Source organism: Bradyrhizobium paxllaeri, assembly GCF_001693515.2.
Lineage (GTDB): Bacteria > Pseudomonadota > Alphaproteobacteria > Rhizobiales > Xanthobacteraceae > Bradyrhizobium > Bradyrhizobium paxllaeri.
The window spans coordinates 1,092,041-1,104,979 of record NZ_CP042968.1 but is presented as its reverse complement, the minus strand read 5'-3'; the positions used below and the strand labels follow the sequence as shown (position 1 = coordinate 1,104,979).

Genomic DNA, 12,939 nt, shown 5'->3' with positions numbered 1-12,939 from the left:
GATCCGAATCAGTTGTTCAAAGGCGTTTTGAGTGCCGCAAGTGCGGCCGACCTGACGCCCGGAGCGGCGGACTACAAGGGGACTGGCATGCGCGTTTTGCTGATAGAAGATGACAGCGCCGTCGCGCAGTCGATCGAATTGATGCTGAAATCCGAGAGTTTCAACGTCTACACGACGGACCTCGGAGAGGAAGGCGTCGATCTCGGTAAACTTTACGATTACGATATTATCCTTCTCGACCTCAACCTGCCCGACATGTCCGGTTACGACGTGCTCAAGCAGCTCCGGGTTTCGAAGATCAAGACTCCCATTCTGATCCTCTCCGGCCTCGCCGGCATCGAGGACAAGGTCAAGGGTCTCGGCGTCGGCGCCGACGACTACATGACCAAGCCCTTCCACAAGGACGAACTGGTTGCCCGCATCCACGCGATCGTGCGCCGTTCCAAGGGTCACGCCCAGTCGGTCATCCAGACCGGCGACCTCGTGGTCAATCTCGACACCAAGACGGTTGAGGTCGGTGGCCAGCGCGTGCATCTGACGGGCAAGGAATACCAGATGCTGGAGCTGCTCTCGCTCCGCAAGGGAACCACCCTCACCAAGGAAATGTTCCTCAACCACCTCTATGGCGGCATGGACGAGCCCGAGCTGAAGATCATCGACGTCTTCATCTGCAAGCTGCGCAAGAAGCTGGCCAACGCCTCCGAAGGCCGCAACTTCATCGAGACCGTGTGGGGCCGCGGCTACGTGCTGCGCGAGCCGCACGAGGCGGACGAGCGCATCCCGGCCTGATCAGGGTTTACGGCGAGCCGAAAGGCTCACTCCTCCCGACTGGACCCCGCCCGGAACGGCGGGGTTTTTGTTTGGACAGGCGGTTCCCGCCAATTGCGCGATCGACCATCAACTTCACCGGTCGGAACAATCGCGGTTCAGCTTCCTAGGTCTAAGCGCCCAAGGCGTTCGATATCTCGCCGAGCGTCGCTTTCTCGGCGTCGCTCACCTTGACGCCGGCACTGAACAGGCCGCCGCCCTCCGAGGCCGCCTCGGCGGTGCTCTTGCTGATTTGCCGGAGCCAGTTCTTGAATTCCGCCGCGTCACCGGGCGCCTTCGCGGCAAGCAGAGCGGAGACCTGTCGCAGTTCGTCGATGCATTTGCCTTTCATCTCGGCCGGCTTGCTGTTCACGAATTTAGCTTTCAAGCCATCTCGCGCCGCGCTCCTGCCTTCACTGCTGGCAAAGTCCGTGACGACGGATTTGACCAGCGCGTTGGTGCCGGCGCTGGAGGCCGCCTCGGTGAGCGCGGCACCTCCGGCAAAGGATTCTTTCAGCAGCCCCCAGAGACCACTGGGTTCGGCCGCGGTGATGGCCATACCGGCGATCATCGGGCTCTCCAGCAGCAGCGTCCACTCATCCTTTGTGAAGTTTGTCTTGTCGGCCATGGATCTTACTCCTGATGAACTCAGACAGCGGATCGAGCGATCCTCGGCAGCGCGCGTGCACAGCGCCGCCGCAATATGCTGCGCTGCCGTCCGGCGCAGGTCGGGCGGCGGCGATGTATCAGGACACTCAGGAACGGGCGAGCGCGTCGAGCTTGCCTCGAAGCTCGTCAATCGCCGGCTTCGCAACGGTGCCGGCACCGGGCGTCGCCAGCACCTTGTCACACATCTGATTGATCGTCGGGGTGGCCGCAACGATCAGCTTCACGAGGATGGTTTTTCCTTCCGGGGAGAGCTGCGCCGCGCGGGAATTGACCTCATTCAATTGAGCGGTCGCTTCCTTCAGCTTGGGTAGCGCGGCCTCCGCCGACGCCGCGTCGGTGATGCCGGGGAGCAAGGTCCTGATGGAACCAACCGAGGCGTTGACCTGGTTCGCCAGATTCATCCCTCCGACCGTCAGATCCGTCGGAGCCGCGCCCACGGTTCCGGTTGCGGTCCGCGTCGTGGAAGGAGGCGGCAGCTGAGCGACTGTGTCCTCCCGTGAAGGGCCGAAGGCGAACCAGGCAAGCCCACCCAGAACTACGGCGGCGACCAACCAATACGGCCATTGTGATGCCGTGACCGAACGGGCCGCCGCGGAGGCCGTCTGACCAGACTGGTAAGCTGTCCGCCCCGAAGCCTCTGCAATTCGGCCACCAGCCGCGCTGGCCGCTGCCGCGCCGCTGCGCAAGCTCTCACTCGCGCCGTCGATGAGACCGGCGGCACTCAGCTGACTGGCAAGACCGGACGGTATTGCCGCGGCAATCTGATCCTTCTGTGAGGTGAGAAGGGACGCCAGCCCGCTGGCGTCGAGACCGGCGCTGCGTTGCTGTTGACCCAACATGCCAAGGACCACGGGGCCCAGCATGCCAAGCATCGACTTGCTCGTCCCCTCGCCGATCCCCGCGAACTTGCCTATGGTCTGCGCCATCGCATCCAGCGTTCCGCCACCGAACAGGCCCGAAAGCATGTTCGCCCCTGTTTCCTGCAGCAGGTTTTGGCCGGAACCGCCGATGAGATTCTTCAGACTGTCGATCGATGCGGATTGCTGTGTCAGTGTGTTGGTAAGCTGGCGTGCCCCATTGGGAGTGGAGGCAACGTCAGCGAGGCTTGCAAGAAGCGCGGGAATTGCTCCCGAGATGGCTTTTTGCGTGACATTGCGATCAAGACCAAGAACAGAAGCGATCTTTGCGATCATGTCGGGTGTGAGGAATTGCATCACTGCAGAGACCAGATTTGTCGCCATAGCGATCCTCCTGAGCAAGAGTGCAGTTGCTTGCTCAAGTTAGTCCCTCCGTTTCGGATTGCGCCTCAGAAGTTTAATCACCTTATGTTACAACTTGGCGGTTCGAAGTTCCATCAAAGCTGCTACAATTGGCCTCTCAGCAAAAGATGTCGCTCCTCAAAGCAGGGAGTTGCGTGGATGGGTATTATCTGGACGATCATCATTGGCTTCATCGCCGGCGTCATCGCCAAATTCATCATGCCCGGCGACAACGAGCCGTCAGGCTTCATCATGACGACGATCCTTGGGATCGTGGGCGCTTTCGTTGCATCGTATCTCGGACGCGCCCTCGGCTGGTACAACCCGGGCGAAGGCGCAGGGCTTATCGGGGCGGTTGTCGGGGCGATCCTCGTTCTGTTCGTGTATGGTCTCATCACGGGCCGGCGAACCGCTTGAACGAACCGCTCATGGCGGGCACCGGCGCATCGGAAACATCGCCGCGCCACGCATCGGGATCCGCCGGCGCTGATCCTTCACGCGGGAGCTGACGGAGCCTGCGCACATGTCGCATGTCGATCTGGCATTGTCCGTTGCGCTTGGCATCGGGCTCGCGGCTGCAACCGGCTTTCGGTTGTTTCTGCCGCTGCTGGTTCTGGGCGGTGCGGCTTACACCGGGCATGCAAGCCTCGATGAAGGGTTCGTATGGCTCGCCACACCCGCCGCCCTCATCATGCTCGGCACGGCAGCCATCGTGGAGATCGCCGCGTTCTACATTCCGGGCGTCGACAATTTGCTCGACACGGTGGCGACGCCCGGTGCCGTCGTCGCAGGGACGATCGTATCGGCTGCGGTCATGACCGACCTGCCGCCGATGGTGAAATGGACGGCGGCCATTATCGCGGGAGGTGGCGTTGCCGGCATCACGCAGGGCCTGACGGCAATGCTCCGGGCAAAATCCACCGTCTTTACCGGTGGACTTGGAAATTCGGCGGTGGCCACAGCCGAGCTCGGGAGCGCCTCGCTGATCTCGATTCTGGCGCTGGCTGCGCCGCTCGTGGCGCTTGCACTGGTCGTCCTGTTTTTCTGGCTGGCATTCCGCCTGCTTCACCGCCTGGCTCGGGGATCGCGTCAGCCAGGCGAACAATAGGCAGAACCCTTCCCACTCATTGGGGAGCGTCGCAATTGCATCGAACCGTGTGAGCCGTCGCTGATCGCGACAAAATTCACTTCGCCCCGGATTGAAACCCGCTTCGCGGTGTCTCGTAGCTGACGGAATGTCCGCAAAACGAAGGGGGAAGTCATGAAAAACGTCAGTCTGGCTGCCGCTGTCGCGCTCGGATCGGCATCGGGCGCGCTCATCGGCTATTCGGCGCTCGCCGGCGGCGACAAGGTCGCCTTCCCGGAGAATTTCGACAAGGGCACGCTCTACGCCACGGTCGATCGCTACGACAACAAGCAGTATCGCGAGCTCTATGCGACGACGGCAGCCGTCGATGCGGTACGCAAGGGGCAGCCGATCCCGAGCGGCACGGTGCTGATGCTGGTGCAGTACAAGGCGCAACTCGATGCGGCCGGCCAACCCCTCAAGGACGCCAACGGCCGTTTCCAGAAGGGCGACCTCGTCGCCTACACGGTGATGGAGAAGCGCGACGGCTGGGGCACCGAGTACAAGGACGATATTCGCAACGGCGAATGGGAGTATCAGGCGTTTGGTCCGGACAAGAAGGTCAACGACAAGGCCAATTTGACGGCCTGCTTCACCTGCCACAAGCCACATGCCGCGCAGGATTTCGTCATCTCGCTGGCGGGCCTCAAGGGCACGCCCGAAGGCGCCATGGCAAAGCCCGCACCCGGACCCGGCGTGGTCTCGATAGCAGATTTCAAGTTCGGGCCGGAGACCGTCGTCGTCAGCAAGGGCCAGACCATCACCTGGCACAACGCCGATTCCTCACCGCACCAGGTGACGATCACCGGCCCCAAGGCGCAGCGCTCGTCGATCGCGCTGAAAGGCCAGACCACCCAGCTGACCCTCGCCGAGGCCGGAACCTATGACTACATCTGCGGCCTGCACCCGGCCATGAAGGGCAAGATCGAGGTCAAGGAATAGCCGGCTGAGTCAAGGCCGCCATGGAGGATTTGCGGACCCCGCCGAAAATGGCGGGGTTTTGTTTGGGATTGAACCCGCCGCCCTGATGCGCCGACTGACAGATCGTGCAAACCTTTGGGGACGCACGAGTTGGGGCAAATTCGATGATCCTGCAATCGCTTGCCGGGCTGCCGGCGTTTCTGGTGTATTTCTGCACGGCAATCGTTGCCGTGGTGGCCTACCTCTTCGTCTATACCCGCGTCACGGCGCATAATGAGTTCGATCTGATCCGCGCCAATGAGCCGGCCGCTGCGATCGCGCTGGGCCTGAGCCTGCTCGGCTTCGTGCTGCCGCTGGTCAGCGCTATCACCCATTCGGCCAATGTCTGGGATTGCCTGATCTGGGCGGGAATCGCGCTGATCGTGCAGATCATCGTCTATTATCTCGTCAGGGTTCCCGTGCCGAAGCTGTCGGAGCGGATCGCCTCCGGCGAACTCGCTGCCGCGATCTGGCTCGGGCTGTCCTCGCTGGCCGCCGGCGCGCTGAACGCCGCCTGCATGGTCTACTGACCATGGCAGACAAACCAAACCAGGATTTCGGCAAGCGAAACAAGGTCTCGGTGCCGGCAGCGCCGCGTTCCGTTCCGCCGCCGCCAGCCAAGCGTTCGGGTCATGTCGCCCTTCTGTTGATGGGCACGTTTGCGGTCGGCACCGCCGCCTACACGCTGATGCCGAACCGCACTTGCGAGCAACCATCGAACGCGTACGCATCGCCGACGCAATCCACGACCGAATGCTCCTCACGCAGTTCTTCCTCGAGCTCCGGCGGCTCCGGCGGCGGTTCGTCGGGGCGCAGCAGCTACTACAGCAGCGACTCCTCCTCTTCCTCATCATCGAGCCATTCCTCGTATGATTCCGGCTCGCACGCGGCGCAGCGCGGCGGCTTCGGCTCGTTCGGACATGCCATCGGCTTCTCTGGCGGCTGAGTTTCATGCAACGCATCCCCTGCCCTGAACGCGACGACTGGCGTGCCACCGCCGAAGGTGTTGGATTCACTTTTCACACCATCAATGGCGAACGCTATTGGGACGAACGGGCCTATTACGCGTTCACGCTGAACGAGATCGAACGGCGGATCGAGGCGCCCACCGCCGAGATCGAGGCGATGTGTCTCGAACTGGTCGGCCGCGCGATCAAGGACGAAAAATATCTGCGGCGCCTGAAGATACCGGAAGCGTTCTGGCCGCTGATTTCCGAGAGCTGGCGCCGCCGTGACGCCAGCCTCTATGGCCGGCTCGACCTCTGCTATGACGGCTGGAGCCCGGCGAAACTGCTGGAGTACAACGCGGATACACCGACCTCGATTTTCGAAGCGGCGGTTTTTCAGTGGACCTGGCTCGAACAGGCGATGGAGCGCACCATCATCCCGAAGCGCGCCGACCAGTTCAATTCAGTCCATGAGCGGCTGATCGACGCCTGGAAGAAGCACGGCGGCGCCAAGCATCTGCATCTCGCGGGGATGACCGGCAATACCGAGGATGCCGGCACGCTGGCCTACCTGCAGGACACCGCGAGCCAGGCCGGATTGAAAACGACGCTGATGGACATCAAGGATGTCGGGCTCGGTGACGATGGCCGCTTCGTCGATCTCGACGACCGCGCCATCGAGCTCGCCTTCAAGCTTTACCCCTGGGAATGGATGTTTCAGGACGCGTTCGGCGCAAAACTGTCGAGCGCGCCGACCCGCTGGATCGAGCCGCCCTGGAAGGCGATCCTCTCCAACAAGGGCATCCTTCCCCTGCTCTGGGAGATGTTTCCGAAGCATCCCAATCTGCTGCCGGCCTTCTTCGAGGACGATCCGAAGGCGTCCATGCTCGGCTCCTCGTTCGTCCGCAAGCCGCTCTATTCGCGCGAGGGCGCCAATGTCGCGCTCGTCAGTGCCGGTACCACGCTGGCGGAGCAGCAGGGTCCCTATGGCGCGGAAGGATTCATCCGGCAGGCGTTCGCATCGCTGCCGAGTTTTTCCGACCAATATCCGGTGCTCGGAAGCTGGCTGGTCGATGGCACGCCGTGCGGCCTGTCGATCCGCGAAGACGAGAATCCGATCACCGGCAACACGTCGCGCTTCCTGCCGCACGCAATTCTATAGCGCGCGGCATCCGAGGCACGGGCTGAAAAACGAGATCAGCTTGCCGCGGCGACCGCCCGCAGGGTTTGCGGCACCAGCGTCGACGCGCCCACTCTGATCACCGGCGCGATGTTCGGACGATAAAGTCCACGCCGATCTGGATAGGGCTTGAACGTGTTGGTAATGCCGACCACGGATTCGGCCGCGCCGAGCGCCAGCACGCCATCGGGCTCCAGCATCCGCGACAGCCGTTCGAAGATGTTGGTCTTGGTGTTCTGATCGAAATAGATCAGCACGTTGCGGCAGAAGATGACGTCGAACACGCCAAGATGGGAGAAGTCCTGCAGCAGGTTGAGCTGACGATGCTGCACCATGCCGCGCAGCTCCGGGCTGATCTGCCAGAGTTCGCCGTTCTGGGTGAAGTATTTCACCAGCAACTGAATCGGCAATCCGCGCTGTACCTCGAACTGGCTGAAGATGCCGGCCTTCGATTTCTCCAGCACCGCCTGCGACAGGTCGGTCGCAACGATCTCGGTGCGCCAGCCGGCCAACAGGTGTCCGGCCTCCTTCAGGCACATCGCGATCGAGTACGGCTCCTGCCCGGTGGAGGAAGCCGCGCACCAGATGCGCAAGCTGCGGCGGGCCGCGCGCGCTTGCACCAGCGCCGGGATCACCGTCTCGCGCATATGATCGAACGGAATCTTGTCGCGGAAGAAAAACGTCTCGTTGGTGGTCATCGCCTCGACCACCTCGGCCGTCAGCGCGCTGGCGCCAGCCTTCATCTTCTCGACGAGTTCGGAAATGCCCGGCAGGCTGGACTTGCGCGCCAGCGGCAGCAGCCGGCTTTCGACCAGATATTGCTTGTCGGCGGAAAGATCGAGCCCGGAGCGCTCTTTCAGAAGCTTACGCAGATACTCATAGTCTGAAGGCGTCACGAACGATCTCCCGAAAACAACCGAACCAGTTTGGGCGCAATCTGATTGAGCGGCAGGACCGCCGCGCAAATACCTGCATTGGCAGCCGCGCCCGGCATGCCCCACACCACGCTGGTGGCTTCGTCCTGGGCAATCACGCTGCCGCCGGCGGCGACGATCTCCTTGCCGCCGCGCATGCCGTCCGAGCCCATGCCGGTGAGGATCACCGACATGATACTGCCCTGCCAGACGTCGATCGCGGAGTTGAACAGCGGGTCCACCGCAGGCTTGCAAAAATTCACCGGCGGCCCGTCGTCGAGCGCGATCGCCGCATCAACGCCGTGGCGCACGACCCGCATGTGGCGGCCGCCCGGCGCAAGATAGATCCGGCCCGGCTTGACCATCTCGCCATCGACGGCCTCATGCGCCGGCCGGCGGCTTGCGCGTGCCAGATGCTCGGCGAGAATGGTGGTGAAGGTCGGCGGCATGTGCTGGGTGATCAGCACCGGAAAGCGATCGATCACCGGCCCGATATCGGCGACAAGCGCCATCAGCGCCTGCGGCCCGCCGGTCGACGAGCCGATCAGGAGCACGCGCGGCGCCAGCATGCTGAACGACCGGCGCGCGAGCTGCAGTTGCGGCGCAGGCGCGGCGACCGGATGGGGCAATACCTCGCGTATCCGGTCGGGAGCCGGCGCCAGCGCCGGGCTCGCGGCGGGCGAGGCACGACGGCGCGCCCTGGCGCCGAGATGACGGATCTTCTGAATCAGATCGTGGTGGAAAGTCTCGGCGGCGGTCGCCTCGCGCGTGCTTTCCGGTTTCGGAATGTAGTCGGAGGCGCCGAGCGAAAGCGCCTTGAAGCTGATCTCCGCGTTGCGGCGGGTCAGCGTCGACGCCATGATGATGACGAGGTCGCGCTTTTTCGCCAGCAGTTGCGGCAGCGCCGAAATGCCGTCGAGCTCCGGCATTTCGATATCCAGCACGGCAACGTCGGGCTTGATGCGTTCGATCTGGTTGACGGCGTCGAGACCGGTACGCAAGGAGGCGGAGACCTCCATATCCGGCTCGGCGCCGATCCAGCGCGAGATCATCCCGCGGATCACGACGGAGTCGTCGACCACCATGACGCGCAGCTTGTCCTGCCGTGTCGAGATTGGCGGTGGAGACTTCGTTAACGCAACACTCATTACTTCACCCGACCCAACTCAAAAGCGTACACTTACAAGAACAACGCCGAGGGCCGTTGAGCCGCCGGGAAAACCTGCGCGAGATCAGAGCAGGCCGACTTCCTGGAACTTCGCGGTAACGATATCCTTGTCGAACGGCTTCATGATGTACTCGTTGGCGCCGGCATGCAGTGCGCGCGCGATGTGCGCGACGTCGTTCTCGGTGGTGCAGAACACCACCTTGGGCGCGTCGCCACCGGGCATGCGGCGCAGATTGCCGAGGAACTCGTAGCCGTCCATGACAGGCATATTCCAGTCGAGCAGAACCGCTTCCGGCATCGCGCGCTTGCAGGCCTCCAGCGCCTTCTCGCCGTCCTCGGCCTCGACGATCTGAAAATCGAGACCTTCGAGGATGCGCCGTGCGACCTTTCGGATGACGCTCGAGTCATCGACGACCAGACAGGTTTTCATTTTAGGCCTCCACTTGCACCTATCCCCAAGGGGGATGTTTTCATACCGGGTTGGATTTTCATGCCGCCATCAGGTCAGGCGTGATTTCGAGAACGCGATCGACGTCGAGGACGACCATGAGCTGGCCGTCGAGGCGGTGCACGCCGCCGGCGAGCTTGGCGAAGCGCGGATCGAGGTTGACGGGGTTTTCCTCGCGGCTGGCGTCAGGCAGCCGGAGCACCTCGCCGATCTGGTCAATTAGAAGCCCGTAGGACTCGCCCCTGAGGTCGACGCCGACCGCCATCGGCGGCTTGCCGTCGTCGTTCTTGGGCAGTCCGAGCCGGGCGCGCATGTCGACCACGGTGACGATGCGGCCGCGCAAATTGAGCACGCCGGCGATCTCGGCCGAGGCCAGCGGCACCCGCGTCAGCCGTTCCGGCATGAACACGTCCTGGACCCGCGAGATCGGCAGGCCGAACAATTGGCCCCCGATCACCGCGGTGACGTATTCGGCCACGGTGCCCTCGATGGTGTCGGTCTTGGTTGTTGTCATGTGCTTAGTTCCTTAGGCCGCGCGCCTGTCTTCGGCGGTCTGTTCCTTCAGCGCCGCGATCAGGCCGGGACGGTCGAACTTGGCGACGTAGTCGTGGAAGCCGGCCTGCCGCCCGCGCTCGATCGCCGCCGGCGACACCAGCGAGGACAGTGCGATGATCGGCAGCTGGCCGAGATTGTGGTCGGCGCGGATCGTCTCGGCGAACTCGAAGCCGTTCATGTCGGGCATCTCGATGTCGGTCAGCACCACGTCGAAGGTCTGGTTCGAGCGCAGCGCGGCGAGACCTTCCTGCGCGTTGACCGCCGTCCGCACCTTGTATCCGGCGGCTTTCAGCACCGGCGCCAGCATGTTGCGGAAGAACGCGGAGTCGTCGACCAGCAGCACCGATTGGGCCGTTGAAGAAGCCCGCATCTCCTTGCGCGCGAACCAGTCGGCGAACGCCATCGGCAGGAAATGGCCGACGTCGATCACTTCAGTGGCCTGGCCCTTGATCACGGCGGAGCCGAGGATGCCGTCGGCCTGGCCGGCGACCTCGATGTGCAGCCGCTCCTCGACGATGTCGATGATCTCGTCGACCACGAGCCCCATCGAGCGGCCGTCGTCGGCGAACACCAGGATCGGCTGCGAGCCCGTGGTCTGGACGCTGACCCCGTTCATCTGCACCAGGGGCATCAGTTGCTCGCGGTACTGCACCATGTGGCGGCCGTTGGAGAGCTCGATCTTGTCGGTGGCGATCTCCTCCAGCCGGGTGACGAGGCCGAGCGGCACCGCCTTGGGCTGCGAGGAGCCGGCGCGGAACACCAGCAGCGAGGTGAGCTGTTCGCCGCCGATCGCATGCGCGGCGGAGGCGTCATCGGCCATCTCATGGGCCGAGGCGCCGGAGGCACCGAGCGCCTTGGCAATGCCGTTGGGGTCGATGATCATGATCACGGCGCCATCGCCCAGGATGGTGTTGCCGGAGAACATGTCGATGTGCCGCAGTTTTGTGGACATCGGCTTGACCACGATTTCTTCGGTGTGGAACACGCCGTCGACCACGATGCCGAAGGTCTGGCTGCCCACTTGAGTGACCACGATGAAGCCATTCTCGGGGTCGGTGGAAGAGCCGTCGTCGATCTTGAGGAGCTTCTTCAGGTGCATCAGCGGCAACAGCTTGTTGCGCAGCCGAAGCACCGCGGTGTCCTTGATGCGCTCGATGCGGTGCTCGGAGTTGGCCCGCGCCCGGACCAGCTCGACCACGGACAATTGCGGAATCGCGAAGCGGTCGCCGCCGGCTTCGACGATCAGGGCCGAGACGATCGCCAAGGTCAGCGGGATCTTGATGGTGACGGACGAGCCCTCACCCGCCACGCTCTTGATGTCGATGGTGCCGCCGATCTGGTCGATATTGGTGCGCACCACGTCCATGCCGACGCCGCGGCCCGAGACCGAGGTGACGGTGGCCGCGGTCGAGAAGCCCGGCGCGAAGATGAACTTGTGGATCTGGGCTTCGGTCATCTTCTCCAGTTCGGTCTCGGTGACGAGACCGTTCTGCAGCGCCTTCGCCTTGATCCGCTCGGTGTTGAGACCCCTGCCATTGTCCGCAATGCAGATGATGATGTGGCCGCCCTCGTGATAGGCGGAGAGGCGGATGGTGCCCTGCTCGCCCTTGCCAGAGGCGACGCGCTCGGCCGGGGTCTCCAGACCATGGTCGGCGGAGTTGCGCACCATGTGCGTCAACGGATCCTTGATCAGGTCGAGCACCTGGCGGTCGAGCTCGGTGTCGGCGCCGTGCATCTCCAGCTCGATCTGCTTGCCGAGTTCGCCGGAGAGGTCGCGGACGATGCGCGGCAGCTTCTGCCAGGCATTGCCGATCGGCTGCATCCGCGTCTTCATGACGCCTTCCTGCAGCTCGGCGGTGACGTTGGAGAGCCGCTGCAGCGGCACCTTGAACTCGGTGTCCTCGTTGCGGCGGGAGATTTCCAGGAGCTGGTTGCGGGTCAACACCAGCTCGGAGACCATGGTCATCAAATGTTCGAGGGTGTCGACGTTGACGCGGATCGACTGGTTGGCGATCTTGTCGGCGACCTCGCCATCGGTCTCGACCGGGGCGGCGCGCTTGGCGGGTTTTGCCTTTTCTTTCGCAGCTTCCTTGGCGGTTTCCTTGGCCTCCGGCGCGGGCGCGGCCTTGGCGACGGGCGCTGCTGCCACTTCGGTCTCGGTCTCGCGGAAGGCGCGCTCGAGATCATCGAGCGAGACTTCGCCCGGACGCAACGGGCGTTCCAGCACCTGCTCGACCAGCGTGCCCCGGGTCATCGCGGGCGGGGCCGGCGGCGCGATGGGAACGGGCGCGGGTGCGGGCGGCGGCGCCGTGGCCTCGGCGTGCCCATGATGGCCGCCTTCGGCCATCGCATGCAGCTTCTCGATCAGGTCTTCGTCGGTGCCTTCGGGCTCGGTCTCGGTGGCTTCCAGGCCGGCGAGGATTTCCTTGATGCGGTCGATCGAGGACAGGATCAGCGTCACGGCTTCGGCCTTGACCGGCATGCCGTCGCGGAATTTACCCATCAGGGTCTCGCCGGCATGGGCCAGCGCTTCCAGCCGCGGCAACCCCAGGAAGCCGCAGGTGCCCTTGATGGTGTGGACCAGCCGGAAGATGTTATCGAGGATCTTCGCGTCGCTCGGGTCCTGCTCGAACCGCACCAACTGATTGTCGACCGTATCCAGGCTCTCGCTGGTTTCGGTCAGGAACTCCCGCAACAAATCATCCATGAAACTGGCCTTCGCACGCAGCGGCACGCGACATCGACGCGCCTTACGGAACGAGGCCAGCTTCTATGCAAAGCGTTTAATATTGGTTGAGCAAGAGGAAAAGAACGGGATCAACAAAGAGATAAGACGGCAGAAATCAAATCTGCCGTCTGTTTTCACCGTTGGTTAACCTTAAACGCGCTTTAGCGCGTTCAGGGTT

Annotated in this window: 14 protein-coding genes; 7 read left to right on the top strand and 7 right to left on the bottom strand. The window is 63.3% G+C overall.

Annotated elements, in window-relative coordinates:
- The first annotated feature begins 87 nt into the window (after nucleotides 1–87).
- Nucleotides 88–789, top strand: coding sequence for a response regulator transcription factor CtrA (gene ctrA, locus LMTR21_RS05170; protein ID WP_016848562.1), 702 nt, complete (start codon nucleotides 88–90; stop codon nucleotides 787–789).
- 151 nt (nucleotides 790–940) lie between these two features.
- Here ctrA and LMTR21_RS05165 read toward each other — a convergent pair whose 3' ends face one another.
- Both LMTR21_RS05165 and LMTR21_RS05160 read right to left on the bottom strand, forming a co-directional pair.
- The gene (locus LMTR21_RS05165) at nucleotides 941–1,435 is read right to left on the bottom strand and encodes a hypothetical protein (RefSeq protein ID WP_065754011.1); all 495 of its coding nucleotides are present in this window, start codon (nucleotides 1,433–1,435) and stop codon (nucleotides 941–943) included.
- 127 nt (nucleotides 1,436–1,562) lie between these two features.
- Nucleotides 1,563–2,717 carry a DUF937 domain-containing protein gene (locus tag LMTR21_RS05160; RefSeq protein ID WP_065754010.1) on the bottom strand — a complete coding sequence of 385 codons (1,155 nt, stop codon included), beginning with the start codon at nucleotides 2,715–2,717 and terminating at the stop codon, nucleotides 1,563–1,565.
- Between the two features lie 177 nt (nucleotides 2,718–2,894).
- Between LMTR21_RS05160 and LMTR21_RS05155 the strand changes: the two genes are divergently transcribed.
- From LMTR21_RS05155 to LMTR21_RS05130, 6 genes are all read left to right on the top strand, one after another.
- On the top strand, nucleotides 2,895–3,152 hold the full coding sequence (locus LMTR21_RS05155) for a GlsB/YeaQ/YmgE family stress response membrane protein (protein ID WP_065754009.1): 258 nt from the start codon (nucleotides 2,895–2,897) through the stop codon (nucleotides 3,150–3,152).
- A gap of 106 nt (nucleotides 3,153–3,258) precedes the next feature.
- Nucleotides 3,259–3,843 (top strand): DUF4126 domain-containing protein, encoded by a 585-nt coding sequence (locus tag LMTR21_RS05150; RefSeq protein WP_065754008.1) that lies wholly within the window; start codon nucleotides 3,259–3,261, stop codon nucleotides 3,841–3,843.
- A 153-nt stretch (nucleotides 3,844–3,996) separates the two neighbouring features.
- Entirely contained in the window at nucleotides 3,997–4,803 is an 807-nt protein-coding gene (locus LMTR21_RS05145) for a cytochrome P460 family protein (protein WP_065754007.1), read from the top strand.
- A gap of 143 nt (nucleotides 4,804–4,946) precedes the next feature.
- The gene (locus LMTR21_RS05140) at nucleotides 4,947–5,351 is read left to right on the top strand and encodes a DUF350 domain-containing protein (RefSeq protein WP_065754006.1); all 405 of its coding nucleotides are present in this window, start codon (nucleotides 4,947–4,949) and stop codon (nucleotides 5,349–5,351) included.
- Between the two features lie 2 nt (nucleotides 5,352–5,353).
- Nucleotides 5,354–5,767 (top strand): hypothetical protein, encoded by a 414-nt coding sequence (locus LMTR21_RS05135; RefSeq protein ID WP_065754005.1) that lies wholly within the window; start codon nucleotides 5,354–5,356, stop codon nucleotides 5,765–5,767.
- A gap of 5 nt (nucleotides 5,768–5,772) precedes the next feature.
- Nucleotides 5,773–6,930: a glutathionylspermidine synthase family protein gene (locus LMTR21_RS05130; RefSeq protein ID WP_065754004.1), complete on the top strand. Its 1,158-nt coding sequence runs from the start codon at nucleotides 5,773–5,775 to the stop codon at nucleotides 6,928–6,930.
- A 35-nt stretch (nucleotides 6,931–6,965) separates the two neighbouring features.
- Here the strand turns inward: LMTR21_RS05130 and LMTR21_RS05125 are convergent, their stop codons facing one another.
- From LMTR21_RS05125 to LMTR21_RS05105, 5 genes are all read right to left on the bottom strand, one after another.
- Nucleotides 6,966–7,844 carry a CheR family methyltransferase gene (locus tag LMTR21_RS05125; RefSeq protein WP_065754003.1) on the bottom strand — a complete coding sequence of 293 codons (879 nt, stop codon included), beginning with the start codon at nucleotides 7,842–7,844 and terminating at the stop codon, nucleotides 6,966–6,968.
- Nucleotides 7,841–9,010: a protein-glutamate methylesterase/protein-glutamine glutaminase gene (locus LMTR21_RS05120; protein WP_148635936.1), complete on the bottom strand. Its 1,170-nt coding sequence runs from the start codon at nucleotides 9,008–9,010 to the stop codon at nucleotides 7,841–7,843. The genes LMTR21_RS05125 and LMTR21_RS05120 overlap by 4 nt, the downstream gene beginning before the upstream one ends.
- Nucleotides 9,011–9,094: 84 nt before the next feature.
- Nucleotides 9,095–9,460 carry a response regulator gene (locus LMTR21_RS05115; protein WP_057834994.1) on the bottom strand — a complete coding sequence of 122 codons (366 nt, stop codon included), beginning with the start codon at nucleotides 9,458–9,460 and terminating at the stop codon, nucleotides 9,095–9,097.
- Between the two features lie 58 nt (nucleotides 9,461–9,518).
- On the bottom strand, nucleotides 9,519–9,992 hold the full coding sequence (locus LMTR21_RS05110; protein ID WP_065754001.1) for a chemotaxis protein CheW: 474 nt from the start codon (nucleotides 9,990–9,992) through the stop codon (nucleotides 9,519–9,521).
- A 12-nt stretch (nucleotides 9,993–10,004) separates the two neighbouring features.
- Nucleotides 10,005–12,740 (bottom strand): hybrid sensor histidine kinase/response regulator, encoded by a 2,736-nt coding sequence (locus LMTR21_RS05105; protein WP_148635935.1) that lies wholly within the window; start codon nucleotides 12,738–12,740, stop codon nucleotides 10,005–10,007.
- Nucleotides 12,741–12,939: the final 199 nt, after the last annotated feature.